Here is a 20405-nt window from a genome sequence, read left to right on the forward strand (position 1 = left end):
CGAGCAGGGAGGCGAGGATTGATCACACCAGGACCGCAGGATTGGCCGGCGCCGGACCCGGGCGTGCTCGACGAGGCGATGCGGCAGCTGAAAGCCGAGCACGACAAGATCATCGGCGTGCAGCGGCGGATGAAGGAGATGAGCGCGACCGCCGCGTCCCGCGATCGTGCGGTCAGCGTCACCGTCGACGGCCGTGGCGAGGTCGCGCAGGTTTCGTTCACCGGCAACAAGTACCGGTCCATGCCGCCCGCCGAGCTGGGCAAGGTGGTCACCGAGACCATCGCCGAGGCCCGGCGGCAGGTGTTCGAGCAGCTCGGTGGCGTCATGGGGCCGATGCTGCCGCCGGGGATCGACGTGCGGGCCGCGCTCACCGGCGACCTGGACCTGACCGCGGTGGTCGACGACCTGGTCGGCGGTTTCGAGTTCTTCACCACGACTGGAAAGGACGAATCCAATGGCCTTCGGCATTGACGTGACCCGGCTTGACTCCACGCTCCAGTTCGCCCTCGGGGATGCGCAGTACAAGCTTCTGCGCGAGCTCCTGAGCGTCCGCGGAGATTTCCTGAAGGTGATCGAGGGGCTCGCCGTGCAGGAGCCGCTCCTCTGGGAGTCGATGCCGGACGTGGGACCGGAGGCCAGGGCCCTCGTGGAGGGAGCGCGGGCCATCGTCAAGTCCCTGGATCAAACGATAGGCGTCGTGCGGTCGGACGCCGATCAGACCGAGTTGAGTGCCCGGGTGACGAACAAAGCCGACGGCCTGATCAACGAGTCCGCCGACGGCGGCTTCACCGGCGTCAAGAAGCGCTGAGGACGACCGCGCCGCGATGTGCGGCGTGTTGGCCCCTGGCGTCGCCATGTTGGCCCGTGACGTCGTTGCGTTGGCTTGTGGCGCTGTCGTGTTGGCCGGGTGTGCGTCGGGGGTTGCCGTCGGCGGTGTCGTCGCCAGCCAACACACCTACGCCAGAGGCCAACACACCTACGCCAGAGGCCAACACGGCGACGTGGCGGGCCAACACGGCGAATAGAGCCAACGCGGCACACGGGTGTGCCGTTCGAGCACCAAGGACAATGGCGTCATGTGGCAGACAGCCCTCAACGGCGAGGCGACCGGCGACTACCGCGGAGCCTTTTCGGCCCGCCGGTAGTCCCGGCGCCGCGCCGTGTGCATCACGATTTCGGACGCCGCGAAATACCTGCTGTGGTTTGTCACCGGCGACGAGTTTCTCAGCGCGAACGAGGACGTCCTGGGCGCGCTCGGCAAGCTGCTGGCGGCGCTGGCGGATCGCGTCGAGACGGTGCTGGTCGGCGCCGCCACCACGCTGCTCCAGGTCGCCGACGCGGGGGTCGAGGGAGCGCTGGGCGAGGCGCTGCGGAATGTGCTGTCCGGATATGTGACCCGGCCGGGCATCCTCACCTGGATCTCCTCGTTCTGCGCGCAGGGCGGCGCGGTGCTCGAGCGGGTGGGGGAGCTGGTCGAGTACTTCAAGGTCACGATCATCGCCGACCTGTACCAGACGCTGATCGAGCTGTTGAACCTGGCACTCGGCATCGGTCTGTGGTGGCAGTCCGCGATCTTCCTGGCCGCCCGGAAGGTCGCGTACACGGTGTTCAAGAGCGCGTGGTTCACCGTGTTGCGCACGCTCGTGGAACAGGCCGGCAGCCAGTCCGTGAACAGCCTGCTCTCCCAGGTGTGGCAACTGCGGTGGGGGCACCGCAAGGTGCTCGACCGGTCGCTGGTCGAGGGCGCCGCGGCGGTCGGCTTCATCGGGGGCGGGCTCGGGACCGTGCTGCATCCCGTCAGCCGTCTCGTGGCCGGGCCGCGTGCGGTCGCCGGCTGGCAGCACGCGGTGGGTGTGGCGACGGGCGCGGTCCACGAGAGCCTCACCGAGTTCGTCGCCTCGGGCGCGCTCTCCGGAAAACCGTCGTTCTCCGGGATGTCGGCCGTGTCCGGCGCGCTCGGTCATGGGGTGGACCTCGCCGGCGCCACGGTGCAGGGCGGCCTGTACGGCCCGGGCACGCCACTGCACGCGGCACTCGCGCGGCTCCAGACGCTGCCGCCCGGCGGCGGCACCGCGCGCGATCATGGCGCACCCGTGCGGTCGTTCCCCGAGGAGGCGGCGAAGGGCAACGCACCGGACCGCAACGAGATCCCACAACCCCGGACCCCGGCCGGCCCGCCCGTCCTCGCCGAAGCCCCCGCACCTCCGGCTTCTCCCGCTTCTCCCGCTCCTCCCACCGGCACCGCCCCGCACACCCCGAGCGACGGCGCCATCCCCCCAGGCGAGCCCGGCACCAGCTCACCCGACTGGTCCGCGATCGGCGGACCCGGCGGTGATCCCCAAACCGTGGCCGAGCCCCCGTTCGCGGGCAGCGACGGCGCCGCGCCGATGTCCACACAGGACAGTCAGGTGGCCGGCGCCGGCCCGGTCGCATCGTCGCCCCCGCCGGCTCCGCTCGCGCCGGTGCCGCCTTCAGCCGGCCTCAGCGGGCCGACGGAGCACAGCGCCGACGGGATCATCCTGGTCGACCAGGCGCTCCCGCCCAAGGAGCTGGCCCGGGAGCTGGCCTACACCAGGCGCGCGCTGCACGCCTACGCCCCGATCGCCGCCGCCAACGCAACCGTCCCGGTCGTGGTGCACGGGCTCGGCGGGCGGGCGCGGCACGGCGACCGCGACCGGTCGCTCCGCAAGCTCATGCCCAAGCTCGCCGCCGAGCTGAACCGCCCCGAGCACGACGGCCGGACCGTCGAGCTCGTGTCCTGCGTCACCGAGCACCTGCCCGAGAAGGAAGCGCACGCCACGCTCCGCGGCGCCGCGAAGGCGCTCGGCCGGGACGTGATCAGTGGGCACGGTCCGATGTGGATCATCGACGCCGGCCGGCCCGAGGGTGCGGGGCTGTGGGTGGCCAGCGAGATCGGCCCGGACCAGCGGCCACGGTGGCCACCGAACGGAAAGATCTTCCGGTACCCGAAGGACGGCGGAGAGCCCGAGCTGATCGGCACCGGTTTCCACAACTGGGAGGACCACGCCCGGACGCAGACGAACCCGGCCGACCTCGTCATGCGCAAGTTCCTGACCAAGACAACCGCAGGTGCGCGCGGGCGCATCGCCCAGCTGACCGGGATGTACGGCGCGGTCGTCGACTACGTCCGCGAACCCCCGCTGGCCGAGGCGATCGCGCGGCGCAAACGGGACAAGAGGCGCGCCGTCCTCGACATGACCGACGTGCGGCAGCTCAGCGCGGTGCTGCACGAGGTCGACCGAAAGAGCGACGCCCTGCGGGAGCAGCTGAAGCGGGCCGATCCCGACGGCGACGCCGTGAAAGCGGCCGTGTCGGAGCTCGAGCAGGGATCTCGCCGGGCGCACCACCAGCTCTGGAACACGATCGCCTCGCTCGGTGAGGTCCCCGTCGGCTACCTCTCGCACCACGGCGGGATCGGTGGCCCACTCGCGGAGGTCAAGGACTACCGGGGACGCTCCGAGCTCGCGGAGTGGGTGCGGGACGAGGTGCTGCGGGCGCTGCCCTCGCTCGATCCCGACGCGGTCAGCACGGCGGTGGACAGGCGGCTGAGCGAGGAGGCGCTGTCCGGCAGGGTGCCGGGCGTCACCGGAGCGGAGGCCCTGTTCGACGGCACCGGAATCGTGCTCGACCTCGGGACCGGACCGGACGCGGCGGTGGTGACGATCCATGCGCGGCGTCCCTCCGCGTTCCGGCTGCAGAAGGCCCCCGGCGGCGAGCCGGCGGACGAGGGGTCCCGGCTCACCAGGGTCGGCCGGTCCGGGAGCCGCTCGGCCAACACGAGCACGGTCAGCTCGAGCATCGCCACGTCGGTCGGCTTCAACGGCATGACACCCGGTCTGCCCGGCATGCCCGACAACGTCAAGGCGACGATCTCCGGCTCGGTGTCGGCCGGCGGCGGGATCCGGACGACCCGGTCCCAGACCGCCGGCTCCGGGTTCCAGACCACCACCGACGTCGGCGTCCCGGCGATCGGCGTGCTGCCCACCCAGGCCCAGCTCTGGCACGGCCGGCCCACCGGCGTCACCCTCACCGTCGCCACCCGGACCGGCGTGACGACGACGAGCGCGCCGCGGAACGTGGTGGCCGCGCAGGCCATCACCGTCCAGCTGCTCAACGCGCTGGTGTTCGCCGCACCACCCACGCGCGGAGCTCCCGGCGGAAAGGCCTTCCGCATCCCGCCCAAGTCGGCGGTGGTCAACGTCAGGCTGCGGGCTGGCCTGCCCGAGACGGTCGCCGGCCTGTTGCCCGCCGGGCTCGGCAAACCGGGCGGTAAGGCCCGCTCCCGCTGGGCCCCCGAGCTCGGCACCGACTCGATCCGCCAGCACCTCCTGGAGATCACGGGCAACGGACGGGTGATCACCGGGCTGCACACGAGGACCGGAGCGCACGGACCGGGAAGCGGCCGGGACCGGTTGGACAAACCGATCTCCGGACACCTCGTCCTCAAGAGCCGCCTGGGAACCCCGGAGCTGATCACCGACCAGGCGACCAGGAAGTCCGGTCATTCCGGCCGGGAGGAGGTGGACGCCAGCCAGTCGAAGGGCAGCACCCGGTTCGTGCGCGGCACCGCCACCGCAGGCCCGACCTTCGCCGCGGGACCCGCGCTCAGCGGGGACACCCCGTACTTCCAGGGCAACATCGGTCCCACGGCTTCGGTCGATCGCAGTTCCGGCAACACCTCCGGGCATGCGGTCAGCACCGCCAGCGAGGTCCAGGACTGGAACTTCGGGGATCACCTGCTCTACCGCATCCCGTTCACCCTGTCCGTGGCGGCCCGGTTGACCGGCGCGCCCGACGTCGACTCCACCGCGCTGAGCGAGGGACCGACCGGATACGTGACGATCGTGGTCACCCGCGCCGACGCCAGGGCACACGGTTTCCCGCTGCCCGCGCTGCGCCGGGACACCCGCCCGACCACGGTTCCCTGGGTGAGCTCCACCACGGCCGGCAAGGAGGCGCCCTCCGCGGCCCACCAGCCGATGTACCAGGATGTCCGCGAGCTCGACACGACCGGGCTGCTCGACTTCACGCTCGCCCGGGTGCGCAGCCTCGACGCCAGCCTGGTGCCGCCGGACAACGCGCCCGTGGATCCGCCCAAGGCCGCCGGGCGCCGGCTCGCCGAGCGCCAGGCGGAGAACCTGCGGCGGCTCACCAGCGCCATCGACAAGCCGGGGCAGCTCCAGCCGCGGGTCGTGGAGCTGGAAGGTTCGAAGCTCGTGACGGTGGAGATCACACCGCACGTCATCGTCCCGAACCGCGACAAGGTCGACGCCCTGCGTGGCGGCGAGACCGAGGTGACTCCCGGCACCGGCAAGGAGTTCGGCAGGGGTGGTGCGCGCACCCTGTTCGGCGGCCGGTCGGTCGGAACCGGTGGCAGGATCGGTGTCGCACTGGCGGCCGGCGCGAACGCGGGTGGGCTCGCCGGCGTCCGGGCGGCGTTCGCCCGGCTGGCCGCGTCGTGGGGCTGGAGCTCGTCACGGTCCCTGGGCGGTTCGCGAACCCTGATCAGCGGTCACACGACGGAGACCGGCAGCGAGAAGCTCGAGTGGCACTCGGTTTCCGCCGAGCTCCGGTGGAGTGTGCGGGTCACGGCGGTCGACCGGCCGACCGCGCCGTCCGCCGTGGCCAAGCCGATCGAGGAACGCACCTACGAGCGCGAGGTGACCGTCAGCGCTCCCGGCGGCGCGACGCTGCTCGTGCCGGGCATCGACGAGAATACCGTGCAGCTGACCCATCTCGCCGGACCCGATGAGTCCACGGTGGTCCTGAACGACCGCCGCCGGGTCGAGCACCGGCAGCCGGTCAACCTCACCGGCCCCGCGGAGCTCGGCCGGCTGAACATCCCGCAGGACAAGATCAGGCTCGCGGTCGAGACCGTGCTGAGCTCCGCGATCGAGGTGAGCCGAAAGGATCGTCACCGCGTCAACTGGCCAAGTCCGCGCCGCCGGCTCGCCGGCGCCGGCCGGTGGTGGCCGGTGACCAAGAAGGTCACCGTGCTGGGCGACACCGGCCTGAGGTACGACGTCGACGTGCTGCCCCTGCTGAACGGTGCGGCCGGGACCGAGCTCTTCAAGCACCTGACCCCGCACGCGCTGCCCGGCAGCCTCCAGCCGGTCGTGAGCGGCGCCGGATCGGCCCGGCTGTGGGGAGGCCGGAAGCTGCGGCTCGAGATGCCGGGAACGACCACGACCCTGGTGGCCAAGCTGGGGGCCAGCGCGAGAGTGCACTCACCGCAACGGATCTACGACCCGCAGAACGGCTACCACCTCATGAAGGTCAGGGGAATCGCGGGCGGCATGTCCGCCACCGCCCAGTCGGACTCCGGGCCGGACGTGTCGGCGACGGCCCAGGTGACCGGTGACGCCGGCCGCGGCCACAAGAGCACGGGCCAGGGCGGGTACAGCTGGAGCCGGCGCAAGGGGAGCGGAAGGTCCACTTCGTACAACACGACCATGGTGTCACTGCACAAGTACACCGGCCCGACGGTGCTGCTGCAGGTCGCGGTGGACATCACGTTCGAGGGAACGGTCAAGGCCAAGGGGCTCAACCTGTTCCCGTTCGCCGAACCGGTCTCGACCACGGTGTCCGGCTACCTGACCATCAACGTTCCCGAGCACGTGGCGGACGAGTTGGCGCCGGTCGCACCGGTCGCGCGGCAGGAACCGGCGAGCACCGAGCCGCCCGCCACCCTGACGCACATGCCGGGGCGCGCAGTGGTGGACGCGGTGTCGGACTGGCACCGGCCGGACCCCGGCCGGGGCAAGCCGGCCTCGCTGGAGCGGTTGGCGTCGCGCCTGGTGGACTCGCTGGGGCCGGCTCCGTCCGCCGCCACCAAGCTGATCGACGAGGTGTCCGTGCGGGACATGGTGCGCGAGGCCGCGACCGAGCTGCTGTCGGTGGACTCGATCGAGGGCCAGACCGCCGATCTCTACAACGGGCTGCACCGCAGTTTCCCGAAGGCCGACGGAACGGTCGTGACGGTGTCGTTCCACCCGAAGGCCACGAACGTGAGCAAGGGCGGCGTGCCGCATCCGGCGGGGTACACGATCGGCCTGGTGAACGTCGCGACCGTCGGCACGGCGGAACTCGAGTCCGCCCAGCAGCGGCACGGCGGCACCATCGGCGACACCGACGCCGCCGATGTCCAGGGACCACCGGTGACCGGCGCCAACACCTCCGGCAACCTGTCCGTGGGCAGCACCGACGCGCGCAACGATCAGCACGACGAGGGCCGGCTGCAGGTCATGTACACGGAGGAGATCGGGGCCGGGGCGTTCGTTCCGCACACGGTCGACCACGAGTACACGGTGACGGTGTCGGTGGCGCGCGGTGCGCGCGCGGCGGAATGGACCGGTGACCCGGTCACAGTGGACGGTGCCGTGACGTTCCGGGTATCGGAGCGTTCGGCCGGGGTTCCCGGGATGAAGGAGAAGCTGAGGAACCTCGGGATGGCCAGCCCCAAGTACGACAAGCTGCCCGCGACACTGCCGGAGAAGCCCGGTGACGGCCCGTGGCGGCTGCCGAAGTCGATCGTGCCCGCGATCGAGGGCGTCGACGTGGGAACCGGAGACGGTGGCGTGCGCGACGCGATCTGGAGGGCCTTTGCCAACACCGGTGCCACCCCGGCGCAGCTGGCCCGGCACCGCGAGCTCTCGCTGACCGCGTGGATGAGCGTCGCGTTGACCGGAAAGCCGCCGAGCACCGGCCCGCTGTCCAGCGCGCCGGGGTTGTTCCAGCGCGACCGGGTGGGGGACTTCGGGTGGCAGGCGGTGTTCTCCGGGCAACCGGTGGCGCAGAACGGGCGGCGGATCTACCGCGAGCACCTGGTGCTCGACCTCGCCGCCGACCAGTCGGTGCAGGCGTCGCGAGTGGACACGAACGGCACGGTGGGGGAAACCCCGAACTGGGGCGACAATTCGGCGCCGCCGCCACCGGGCATCTTCACCGGTCCGCTGTTGCAGGCCCCGGCGGACTCGTCGGGGGTCAACGTGAGCTCCGCGGCGCGCACCGGCGTGACCGGCGAAGGGGACGGCCACCGGACGGCGACGGTCGAGCTGGCCGTGGAGTACGTGACCGATCTGCGGGTGCAGTTCGACCAGCGACCCGGGACGAAGCTGACGCCGGTGCTGGAGCAGGAGACCCGGCCGTCCGGCGGCCCGACCGGGACGCTGGTCCACTCGGGTGTCACGTTCGTGCTCCTTCTCAGCGACATCAAGAAGCTGGGCATGTTCGGCTGGCGGGAGCGGTTCCTGGCGGCCACCGACGACCCCGCGCTGCCGGAGAACGAGCAGGCGAGGATGCCGTCCACGCTGGCCGAGGTGAAGGTACCGGCGGGAACCCACCTGGAGGTCGTCGACGGCAAGCTCAGGCTGGCCGTCGGGCCCGGACCGGCCATGGGGAGCATCCTCGACCTGCCGTCCACAACGGACCGGGCGATCCTCGTCGTCGACCCGAACGTGCCCGAGGCCAAGGTGAAGGAGTTCACCGACAGGTATCCGCCGGAGGCCATCGAGTACTCGAAGTGGTTTCTCCCGCGTTTCCCCGTGTAACCAGCAGGTAACAACAAGATCCGGCGGTGCGGACCGGCGTGAACTCCTCGGCTTGCCCGAACGTGCCCGGGCCAGTGGCACATCTTCACGAGGCTGGGAGAACTCATGAACCAGGCCGTTCCCGATGTGACGGCTCCGCAGTCGGGGCTGCACCGTCTGCTGCTCGCGCTTGCCGGGCAGCTGCCGGTGGAAGTCGTTGTGCGTGCACGGAAGTCGCTGGCCGCGGGCGACGTGGTGGCCGCCGTGGCGGCGGTGGCCGAAGCGGCCGAGGAGGTCGCGGGCTTGTCGGTCAGCGCCACCCAGGCATCGTTGCTGCGGGAGGTGCTCACGGACCACCCGGCCGCCGGCGCGCTGGAGGACCTGGAGGTGTCCGACGAGCCGCCGATGCCGGTGCACCAGTTTTCCCCGACGGGGCCGGCGGATCTGCCGGCGGGGTCGCCGCCGTTGATGCAGACGCTGGACCTGACGTCCGCCACGCGGGCGCTGATCCGGCCCGACGCGGCCGATTCGGCCATGATCGCGCTGGCGTCCGGCGTGCCGGGCGCGAAGGGTCTGTGGCGGACGTGGCGGTTCGACCCGATCGGCGGGGACCCGCCGGTGCGGATCTACCTCGTGGAGGTGGCGAACGGTCCCGAGGTCGCCGACCATCGCCTGCCGGAGCTGGCCGCCGAGGCGCAGTCCGCGCTGACCGCCTTCGACCCGGTGCCGCCACAGGTGGAGGTGTACCGGTCGGGGGAGGAGATCCCGCCGTACCACCAGTACGCCAGGATGTGGTCGGCGCTGGTGTGGGCGGCGGCTCCGGTTCAGGAGATCCAGCTCGCCCGGGTGTTCGACCGGGCGGATCCGGTGACCGGCCCGGCGTTCGACCCGGATCACCCGACGGTCGGTGATCCGGAGGAACGGCGGCGGATCCTCGACCATCTCGACGCCGGCCTGATGCTCATGTCCACGATGTCCAAAATGGACGACGTGGTGTCACCGGAGCGCTTCAACGCGGTGCCGCTGAACTTCCGCACCGACGGCCGGTGGATCTGGACCGACGCGGTCGCGTACTACCTCGCCGAATACCACCTGGCACCGGACGCCGATCTGCTCGACCACATCCGGTCCGGTCCGGCGCCCGCCGAGCTGGACTCGGTCGACGTGCACCGGGCGCTGGCCTACCTGCAGGCGCCCGAAGAGGACGTCGTGTGGTCGCTGGACGATCCCGGCGCCAGGGACTAGCGCGTGTTTTGAAAGTGCGCTGAGGTCGCAAATCTTTGGCGAGGGCGGCCGCCACACGGTGACCAGGACAGGGTGAGGAACGAGCCCTGTCCGCAGGCACCGTCCAGGGACCACCTACGACACACGCCCACCCACCGGCCCGCAACCACCCCGGCAACCCGACCCGAGGCCATCGCCGAAGGCGATCGGCGGCCCTGCCCGAGTTAGGAAACACAGCCTAGTGCCCCGGCACAACCTTGCCACCGGCCGAGCGCCGCGGCTCCCCTGAACAATCGGCGGTTGTCGTGATCTTCGATGTCAATCCCAGTCCGGAGCTCCAGAAGTTCTTCGAGTTGATGACGGCCGACAAGTTTCCGGCGGTCATGGGAGGCGAGCTGGAACGCCTGAGCACGCTGCTGTCCAGGATCGGGGGCGTCAAGATCGGGCGGCTGGAGACGGCCGCGGAGCGTCTGGAGAGGGTGGTGCGCGACGGCTTGGGGGGTGAGTTCGCCAAGCAGTTGCGCACGGCGCTGGCGTCCTATGCGGACGGACCGAAGCTGTTCAAGCGGATGTCGTCGGGCGCGATCGAGATGTCGATGGCGCTGCTGTTCGTCCTGGTGCTCGTGTTGAACCTGAAGATCTCCCTGATCCTGGAGCTCATCCAGATGCTGCAGGAGCTGCTGTGGGCGCTGGTGTGCCCGCCGATGACGGCTCAGGTCATGGCGCGGATCAGCGTTCGCAGGTGGGTCATCTGGGTGTACCGGCAGCGGTTCAGCAAGCAGCTTGCCACCGTGGTCTCGCAGATGACCGGGCAGCTGAACAGCCAGCTGCTCATCAATTTCGGGACGCAGGGAATTCTGGCCCTCGACGGGAAGCTGTCGCACCACGAGAAGACCTTCACCGAAAGCGCGGGCAAGGCGGGCGCGGTCTCGGGCGGTTTCGGGTCCGTGCTCGAGCAGGCGACCGGGAAGCTGATCAAGTGGGCGCCGGGAATGGGCCCGCTGGCGCACAAGTACCTGTTGCAGGGCCTCAGCGGCGGGCTCAACGAGGGCCTGACCGGGCTGGCGCTGGAGGGGCAGTTCAAGCCGGCCGCGCTGTCGGCGGGGGGCATCGAGACGGTGATCCACACCGGTGCCCACGACGTCAACCACAACCTGCTGTACCACGGCGCGCCCGGCTCGGCGCACACCGGCAACCCGTTGGCGGACATCGCCAGGTTCCAGGAGCATCTGGACCGGCTCAACGCCTCCCAGCAGGCCGGTGGGGTGCCGGGCCCCGAGGGGCTGCCGGCGCCGGTGGGCACCGGTGGTCAGACCGGTCTGATCGAAGGCCCGACCGGCGAGGCACCACCACTCCGGCTGGAGCCGGCGCCCGAGCGCGCGCTGCCGGCGCCGGACTTCGCCAGCATCACACCCGCACCGCCGACCGGCGACGCGGCCGCCATCGCCGAGATCGGTGATCAGGCCGGCCAGCCCGCGCCGGCGCTGTCCGCGGACGACGCGGCCTCGGTGGTGTCCGACGACTCCACCGCCTTCGATGCGGCCACGGCGTCCTTTGTGGACGACGATGCCTCGACCGTGGTCTCCGAGCTCGGCTGGGGGCCCGGCGCCGATAACTTGTCCACATTGGACATGCCGAACCCGGCGCTGGTGGCCCAGGGCGTGCTGGAGCAGCAGGGCGGCCTGGTCGTGCAGAGCTGGGACGACCTGGCCTCGGTCCCGGACGGTGCCAGGGTGGTGCTGGTCCTGGCGCCCGCCGGGGCGACGCCGGAGGAGGTCAGCGCGGGGCTGGCGAACGTGCTGTCCCGGCTGGCGGTCGACGGTGTGGTGCTGGTGCCGAACGGCCCGGTCGTCGCGGACAAGAAGGGTGTGTCGGCGCCCGGCGGCTGGGACCGGATCAGAAGGAACTCGTCCCGCAGGTCCTACGCCACGACGGACGTGCGGGACCTCGCCGAGGCGGTCAACTCGGCGCCGGGCATCTGGCGCGCCGCCCGGCGCGACGAGGTCCTGCCGAGGCTGGCCGGGCCGAACCTGACGGCCGTGCCGGTCGCACCGTCCACTGAGGACTCTCCGGGGCCGCCGCCGATGCTCCTTCCGGCGACCCGGGAAACCCCCTCCCGGCAAACCCCGGCGCAGACCCCGGCCCCGCAAGCCCCGGCGCCGGCACCTCGCTCGGCCGTGGCGGACGGCGCCGCGCCGGCCGGGGCGACCCTGCCGGTGCCGCCCGCGGATCCTTCGGTTCGGGATCTGGACCGGATCCGCGGGGTGGCGGACCTGGTGGACCGGATCGCCGAGGTGTCGGATCTGGGCGAGGTGACGGATCAGGCCACGGCGACGAACCTGGGCGAGGTGGCCAGGCTGGTCATCGGCAGCAGCCTGTTCGGGATGGTGCCGGAGACCACCCCGGAGCAGTTGCTCGACTCGCTGGCGGAGATCCAGCTGCGCCAAGGGGATCACGGTGCGGGCCTGGCGGAGCTGAGGGAGCGGATCGAGCGCCGCGGCGCTCTGGTCGAGCGGGTGGTCAACTACCTGCGGGGAACGCTGAGCTCCTTCGTCCCCTACGGGGCCGACCTGCGGCCGGCCATCGCCGGGCTGGTGCCGGGGAAGGGGGCCGCCGGCGGGGTCCGCTACGCGGTCACGGGCCTGCTGAGCACCGCGGACCGGCAATGGCTCGAGGATCACGGGGCGGTCGTGGAGCTACCCGCCGACCCGGCGTCCGGCGGCGTCACGATCACGGCGCGGTTCATCCCGGACCCGGTCGGGCAGGGCCGGCAGACGCTCGTGGATCTCGAGCAGCTCTTGGCCAGGCTGCTGAGGTCGAACCCGGCCGACAATCACTACCACGCCGACATCCAGTGGTTGGCGCGCCAACTGCAGCTGGTGCGGGAGCAGGTGGTGCGGCTGGGCGTGGCGCTGGCCGGGCCGGGTGGGCGGCCGGATCCGGCGCGGGTGCGGGAGGAAGCCGCGAAGCTGAGGCCGATCCTGGCTGAGCTGCGTGACCGGGCGGCCCGGCTCTACGTCGAGGGCTCCGGGTACCGGGTGTGGATGCAGGAGATCACCGACCTGGTGGAGATGGGCCTGGTCTACGCCGGGTCGGCGGTCCGGGAGGTCTCCGACCCGACGCCACCGCGGGTGGCGCTCGTCGACGCGTTGCGGGACTCCTACGTCGAGCTGGATCGCATCGAGCGGCTGGTGAAGCTGGCGACCGACTACGCGGCGGCGCGGACCGACGCCGCCCGGCGGGCGCTGCTCGAGGAAAGCGGCTCGGTGGCCGTGTGGCTGCCCAGGAACGCCGACGGGTTGCTGGGGCAGCTGGACCGGATCGAGTCGGCGGGGCGCACGCGCCTGGGCCGGGTGGCCGGGCCGGTGGACCCCTCGCTGGTGACGGCCTTCCAGGAGTCCGTCGCCGAGCTGCGCGCGGTGATCCGCGCCGGCGGCCCCGCGCTGGCTCGGTTGGACCTCGGCCTGGTCGAGGCCGGCGTGTGGTCCGCGCCGCACCTGGTGGCCGAGGGGGTGGCGAAGCTCGACGCCCTCGGCAGCCGGATCGAGAGCGAGCTGGAGTCGTTGCCGGCACCGCGCCCGCATCCGGCCGGCGACACCGAGGTGTGGAATCTGCGGAAGCTGGCGGCGGGCCGTCGCGGGGTGCGGACGGCGGCGCAGCGGTTGGCCGCCGCCCTTGCCAGGCACGCCGGCACGCCGCCGTCGGCGCCGGCGCAGGGTGGTGCGGTGCGCGGCGTGCGGGACGCCGCCACGGAGCTGGAACGGCAGCTGAACGAGCTGGCCGCGCACGCGGCCCGGTCCGGTCTGGGTCTCGACGGTCTGGTCGAGGAGGTGCTGACGCTCGGGCGGCGCTACGTCGCGGGCGCGTTGCGGTCGGTGTCCGACGTGTCCACGCTGACCGAGGCGCGGGCCGGGCTGGCGTCGGTCGACGCGCTGATGCGGCTCGTGGATCAGGTCAACAGCGCCACGAGCGACGCCGAGCGCGACGCGCTGTTCGCCGCGGCCGGCCTGCTCGGCGATGGGCCGCTGCTCGGCATGGACATCGAGGATCTGCGCCTGGAGCTCGACGTGCTCGAGTCGGTGACCCTCGGCCGGATGAGCCAGGCCGCCGCGGCGGAGGACTGGGACCAGTGGGGCGACCTCGACGAGTTCCGCCAGAACGTCGCCCGGGCCCGGGAAAGGATCGACGCCGGCGCGGCGGTGCTGAGCCGGGTGCTTTTCCGGCTGCGGCAACCGGTCCCCGTGCCCCCGGAGGCGTTGGCCGTCCTGGACCGCAGCGGGCCCGGGGTGCCGGGCCGGGCCGATCTCGTCTTCGAGGTCGGCGCCGGTGTGCCGGTCGACCGGGAGGCGCTGGAGTGGCGGGGGCCCGTCGTCGAGGTCTCCGGTGCCCCCGAGATCGTGGCCCTCCCCGTGCCGCACGTGCTCGCGGAGCTGACCAGGGAGCTCAACCGGCTCGGTGCCCGCCTGGACGAGCTGCGGACGCCGGCTTCCGGCTACGACCTGGTGCTGGCCGGCGAACGGCAGCGGGCGGTGGTCGGCGCGACGATGAAGCTGGCCGCCGCGCTCACCGGGCCGGGCCGGGTGGACCCGGCGCGGGTGCGCGCCGCCGCGGCGGCGCTGGGGCAGCAGCTCGAGCAGCTCGACGCCGTGGCGGCCGGGCTCTCCGCCCTTCACGGCGACTCGGCCACCGGCTCCGTCGCCGCGGTGCTGAGGCTGGGGCGGGCCTATGTCGCGGCCGGCCACCGGTCGGCATCCGATGCGACGGACACCGACGGAAGCGGCATGTCGCGGAGCATGAGCGACCCCGCCGAACCCGATGCGATCACCGGATCGTCGCGCGTGGCGGCACGCGGCCTTGCCGACGCCTACCAGCGGCTCCGGCAACTCGACGCGCAGGCAGACCTCGCACTGCGGCCCGGCCGTCCGCTCGACCGGCCCGGGCAGATCCAGCTGCTGCTCGCCTTGCAATCCCTCGAAGAGGCCGTTGCCGACCACCTGAACGGCACCGGCACCGTGCACGCGGACGCGCGCGCCCGCTTCCGGGACGCCGCGAACACCGTGATCGCCAAGCTGCTCGCTCCGCTCGCCACCGTCGACCGGGCCACCGCGACGGTGGTCTTCGAGTCCGTGCCGGGCGACCAGGACGCGTTCCGGAGCCTGGTCGAGCAACGCGCCAAGGACCTGGCCAAGGGCAGACCCGACACCGACGTCCTGGTGGCACAGCACGGCCGCCGGCTGCTCGACGTCGCGGCCGGGGTGCGGCTCGAGGCGTTCCGGTACGGCCAGGTCCTGCCGGAGGTGCTGCGACTGCTCGGGCTGCGGCCGGGCGTGATCAAACCGGTGGACTGCGCGGCGCACGGGCACCCGCTCCCGGAGAGCGTCCTGCACGACATCGCGCGGGGTGCTGTGCTGCCGGTGCGCGGCCTGCCGTTCTCGATGGCCAACCTGATGCGTCCCCTTCCCGGCCAGCTGGGCGCCGTGCAGGGATACCTGCTGCCCATCACGTTCTCCGCCGACGGGAAGCAGTGGTCCCCGGTCCCGGCCGCGCAGCGCCGCTACCGGCTCTACCTGCCGGACGGCAGCGTCCGCGACGAGGACGACGCGGTGCGCTCGCTGATCATGGCCGACCTGGGCGAGGTCGCGAATCCGGACTACTTCTGGGCCTGGCCGTCCCAGGGCGAAGATTCCGGCAGGAGGCCTGTCGGCGTCAACCGAAATCCCATGGGCCCTCTGCCGGATCAACGCCCTGGCGGCCCGTCGGCGGCACCGGGCACCGGACCCCCTCGGGGGACTGCGTTCACGGTCGGTTTCCAAGGTGCGGTGGAATCCCTTGGCCGCCACTGGCACTCCTCCGGGTACCGCAAGGCCCGAGCTGCCTTCATGGCCGAGCTCGTCCGGCAGTTGGAGAACGGGAGTCCCCATGCCGAGCGGCTGTTGGAGCTGGCCCGGCCGGTGCTCCAGCACGCCGCCCGGCACGCGGACGGGATCAGCGACATCAGGCGGACGGTCGAGGAGCTGAGGTCGGCGGCAGCTTCCGGCAGCCAGGAGCTCGAGACCGCAAATGAGATGATCGACAAGATCACCACGATCGAAGCGGTGCCCGGGATGCTGCGCCGTCTGCTGCGGGACGTTCAGGCCTGGCAGTCGCACCGGGCGGTGGTGCAACTGGCGGCCGAGGTGGGTGACGCGCAGAACGATCCGACCAGGTCAGCAGAGCGGAAGCTGACGTCGCCCAGCGAGATGATTCTGGACAGCCCCCTGCTCGGCGAGCTGCTCGGCACGACCGCGGATCAGCTCGATCGCCGGGGTGGGCACATCAGCGAGAGCCTCAGGTCGATTCTGACGAGCCCCGAGCTCGCCGCCTTCTCATGGCCTCGGAAATACGACCTCGCGAAACATTCTCGTCTGCTGGAGGGCATCGCACTTCTTCGTGTCGGGGAGCACCTGCACACATCGCTCCACAACCTCACCCTGCACATTCCGCGTGCTCGCGATGAAAGGACCGAGTTCTACCGGAAGCTGGCCGGGTCGAGCGCCGGAAACCATAGTTTCGCGCCCGAGTACTCGTTCGCAGCGGGCGACACCGTCACGATCACCTGGGTGAAGCGTGACAAGCCGTTGCCGCGAACGAGCTCGGCGGAGGTTCGTCCGACTGTCACCGCCGGGTGGGTCGACAACCTGGACGACGTCATCGCCCTGGCCCACGAGGGCATGAAGCCCGAGCTGCGGTCATGGTGGGATTTGGGCAATGTGCTGCGGGACGGGCAGGGCGCGCTGCGCTGGTTGACCCGGCCCAGCGCCGTGCCGCGGTTCGACGAGTCGTTCCGCGAGTTCGCCGACCTGGGGACCGAGGACGCCCTCGGTCATCTCGCGTCGGCGACGGCGGAGCTGTCGGTCGAGGTCGGTTTCCTGCACGACGCCGCGTCGCGGATCGGCGACGCGATCAACATGCTGTCGGCCGACATCGCGCCGCGGCCTTCCGTCACGGAGTTGACGGCGACGCTCTGGCGGATATGGGCACAACTCAACGCCATTCTCCCGGACCGGGCGAAAAGGCTGAAGCTCGGCACCGATCTGCTGGACCTGTCGAACGACCATAATTTCTCGGCCGGCAAGCTGAACGAGCTGAAGGACATAGCGAAGGACCTGCACCTCGACGCCCCGCGGCTGCACATCGTGTTGTCACAGCTCCTGGTCGTTCGGGTAACGGCTCCCGCGCCGGCGCGGATCAACATGCTCGCGGCCGATCCCGATGCGGGGCCGAGCGACGCGCCGCCTGCTTACGGTTCGACCGGCGACCAGACCGTCGCCGCGACGACCGGCGGGGTGGCGACGAGGGGCCTGGGGTCGCCGATCTGGTTCGCAGACATGCAAGTGGTCTTCGGCGATCCTTCCGCGTCAGTGGGTTCCGTCCTCGGCTCGGTCAATCGCATGGCCGATGCGCTGCGGAATGACGTGGGGGCGGTTCGCGAGGAATTTCGCGACGAACTACGGAAGCAATTGGAGGGGGACCTTCCGGACGGCACGAAATTGCTCGACATCGCCACAAGGCTGATCCGTCATACGGCTCTGCACCATGATTTGCTCGACGCTCTCCGTGGTCACCTGTCAAGTGGAATCACTGACGAAGCCCGCCAGACAAGTCGGGCGCTGAACCACTATGCAATGCTGGGGCCGCTTGCTCTCCGGGTGGCGTCGCTCGTCCAGTCGTGGAAAGAGCTCCGAAGTATCTCGGAACTGGCCGAGGCTGTTGCGTTGCTGAGCGGCCAGAAGCGTCACAAAACAGACTATTCACAGCATATCGCTACGGCGGTTCAAGGGCACCCGCTTCATCTGCGCCTTTTGGGGCTGACCCCGGACAGGCTCGCCGGCGTTCGCCGTGAGGTTCGTGGCGACCTGTACGGGCTCCTGTCCAGTCAGGAATTTCGTGACGCGTTCAACATCCCCCATCCCAGGACCGGTGAGTATTCGCTCGCTAGTCTTGCGGACTCAAGACTCAGGAGGGTGCCCAAGAAGAAATATGGGCAACTGTTCGCCGAGTTGCCACGCGTCCCGCTGACCACCCCGCAGAATCCCGCTTCCGGCAGCGCGGGACGGGTGCTGACGACCTGGTCCGCTGACAGCAGTCCGGTTGTCAAGACGGATATCGGCGAACGGGAGCTGACGGACCTGGTGGCAAGCCTCACTGCGGCGGTGAAATCGGTTGAGCGCAGCGGGCATGAATCCCGGTCCCTGACGAAGAGATTTCTGGGTCAAACAGACAAACGGAGATTTCTGGAGTGGTGGAACTTTGGTGCGCCAGTTCGCGCCATGCTGCCCTTGGTGGAAGAGATCCGTGGGCCCGAGACGGCGAAACGGTCACTCACCGACGCCGTCAGGCGTTTCGTTCACGTCGGCGGGTTCCCTGAACTTCGGCACCTCGGGGCCGAAGTTGAGAAGATGGCTCTTGACGTCGTATATCTCGATGAAGCGATCGAGCGGCTGAGGCGGGCGCGAGCTGAGCTCGCGAAGTACCCGGACCTGCCTGGAGAATTTTGGGATCTGAGAGCCAAGTTGGACCAGTTGGCCACGATCTTGAGCGCCTCGGCTGAAGAACGGAAGAGCTATCTGCTGATCAGTTCGGTAATACTGCGAGATGGTGAGGCGGCGGCTCATCGGGGGGTTGCCCCCCGACCCCAGGACTACTACAGCACCATCAGAACGCGGGAGCAAGTTGACTTCGGTGTTGACGATACCTGGGTCGCAAACCGCATGACCATGATGGCAAGCACGGCGAATGGCGTGCGCGGGCGCTTTGATCGCATCGAGAACTCCGGTCAGGTCAGCCCCGACGGTAAGGTCATCTGGTTCTCGAATGATGATGCGGTCAGCGAATTCGTCGGCCGGCTGAACGTTGAATCGGATTTTCCGGACGGTGCGCCAGACGACATGGTGGTAGTCGTCGAGGTCATAGGCGGAGGAATCCTGCTCAACGGCGCCCCGGTGAGTCCCGAAGAGTTCGGTCAGGTGTTCCAGCGGAAGGCTTACGACTTCGGCGTCCGCGTTCGGCGGGTTCGGTTGGTGGTGCTCTCTCGGGAGAACCCCGCTGACCAGGGTGCCTGGAACCACAGGGTTGTCCACGCGATGGGCTATCCGGTGCAGGTGACGATGGTTCCGTTTTCCGACGTCGAGCTCGGGAACCGCGCCATCCTGGTTGACCAGCAGGCAGCTGAGGAGGAAACGGCGCCTTCGTCGTCTGATGGTTCTGAGAACTCGGTGCGGCCGGACTGGCTCGACGAGGCGATCGGCGAACTCAGTGCGGGGGTCGACCAGCTGTTGCAGCTTGTCGGCCCTTCCCTCGGTTCTGCTGAGCTCGGCCGGCCGCTGACGAAGATCAAGGATGCCATCAGGACGCTTGCGGAACAGCAGGAGACAGTGAACAGCTCATCACCTGGCGCGGAGCCTGCCCGGGTGGCGGTGCGGGAATCGCTGGTGGCGTTGGACGTGTTGGCGGGTGAGGTGGCCGTCCTGTCCGGCCTCGCGGTCCGGAGAGCGGCCGGGGCGAACCCACACGACCAGGTGGTCCTGCTGCTGAAAGCTCTGGTGATGGAAGGAAATGCCGTCGTCAAGGAGCTCCAGACGAGGGCTCTGGTGACGCTTCTGGACGGCGGGGTCGCGCAGTTCGACGAGGTGTGGAATAAGGAACAGCGTTCGGGCGAGATCGCGGAATGGTGGCAGGGCCAACCGCTGGACCGCCTGCGGGACCTGTTGCAGACGTCGGACTTCACCAGCGTCGGGAGCAGCGATGTGGTCACGTCGGTGGCCGCGTACTTCGTGGCGTCGCGGAACCGGAAGGAAGGATGGCTCAGCGCGCTCGACGACATGGTTCCCGCGTTGAGCGAGACGCGCGAGAGCTGGCGTGATCTCAGGACCGAGTTGGCCGATGTGCTCGGTCGACTTCGCGACTGGAATGCGCGGCAGGTCGTGCCCACCGCGTTGCGGCCGGCCTTCGACCGGTTGGTCGACGACATCACACAGATTTATGAGCAGGTGGAGCTGGTCTGTGCGGAGACGTTTGCGAACGGCAGGTTCGTGAGCAGTCTGGTAGGGGCTGCCCGGAGCATGCTTGACCGGGAGGGGGAGACGCTCTCCGATTTCGTGACCAGGGCCGGACAGCGGGAAACGGAGATCCGCTACCGGTGGTCGCCGGCCGCCGAGGCGCTGGAGGGCGATCTCACCGCCGACGAGATGCGATTCCTCCAGGAAAATTCCACCATCGTCGACAACAACGGTGAGGTCCCGGGCGGCTTCCACGTCCTGTTCAAGGCGACCGCCAAGCAGGAGGAGGCGTTCAATCGGATAGTAGAGCACCGGTTGACCGAGGCGACGGACGGAAAACCGGCCAAGTCCGTGCTGGCGATGGGGCTCGGGGCGAAGGGGTTGCTGCTGGTGCCGGACGGTGATGGCGTCCGGGAGTTCACCTATCGCAAGGTCAAGCAGTTCCTCGAGGCACAGCAGGGCTTCCCGAAAGACCTCAAGATAGAGTTGGTGAGCTGTTTCGTGGACGGGTTGAGTCATCCCCGTCCGTTGTTGCAGCGTGCCGCCCGGGGCGGTGCCGGGTTGACCGCGCCGACCAGGGCCATCTCGGTGGTGC

General features: G+C 70.2%; 4 protein-coding genes and 1 pseudogene. All 5 read left to right on the forward strand.

The window, feature by feature from the left end; all coding sequences use genetic code 11:
- Positions 1 to 18: 18 nt before the first annotated feature.
- Positions 19 to 471 (forward strand): YbaB/EbfC family nucleoid-associated protein, encoded by a 453-nt coding sequence (locus VGR06_RS35120; protein ID WP_327563509.1) that lies wholly within the window; start codon positions 19 to 21, stop codon positions 469 to 471.
- A complete protein-coding gene (locus VGR06_RS35125) occupies positions 455 to 808 on the forward strand; it encodes a hypothetical protein (protein ID WP_327563510.1) in 354 nt (117 codons plus the stop codon). The genes VGR06_RS35120 and VGR06_RS35125 overlap by 17 nt, the downstream gene beginning before the upstream one ends.
- Before the next feature lie 352 nt (positions 809 to 1160).
- The gene (locus VGR06_RS35130) at positions 1161 to 8570 is read left to right on the forward strand and encodes a hypothetical protein (protein WP_327563511.1); all 7410 of its coding nucleotides are present in this window, start codon (positions 1161 to 1163) and stop codon (positions 8568 to 8570) included.
- A 105-nt stretch (positions 8571 to 8675) separates the two neighbouring features.
- On the forward strand, positions 8676 to 9794 hold the full coding sequence (locus tag VGR06_RS35135; RefSeq protein WP_327563512.1) for a hypothetical protein: 1119 nt from the start codon (positions 8676 to 8678) through the stop codon (positions 9792 to 9794).
- Between the two features lie 284 nt (positions 9795 to 10078).
- Positions 10079 to 20405 (forward strand): annotated as a pseudogene (locus tag VGR06_RS35140) (hypothetical protein); the annotation flags it as partial.

Origin of the sequence: Actinophytocola sp. (assembly GCF_036002505.1) — a bacterium.
In the GTDB taxonomy this organism is placed as follows: domain Bacteria; phylum Actinomycetota; class Actinomycetes; order Mycobacteriales; family Pseudonocardiaceae; genus DASYTH01.

Coding starts and splice junctions, on each gene's coding strand:
- VGR06_RS35125 (WP_327563510.1), top strand. CDS start 455: ATGGCCTTCGGCATTGACGTGACCCGGCTTGACTCCACGCTCCAGTTC.
- VGR06_RS35135 (WP_327563512.1), top strand. CDS start 8,676: ATGAACCAGGCCGTTCCCGATGTGACGGCTCCGCAGTCGGGGCTGCAC.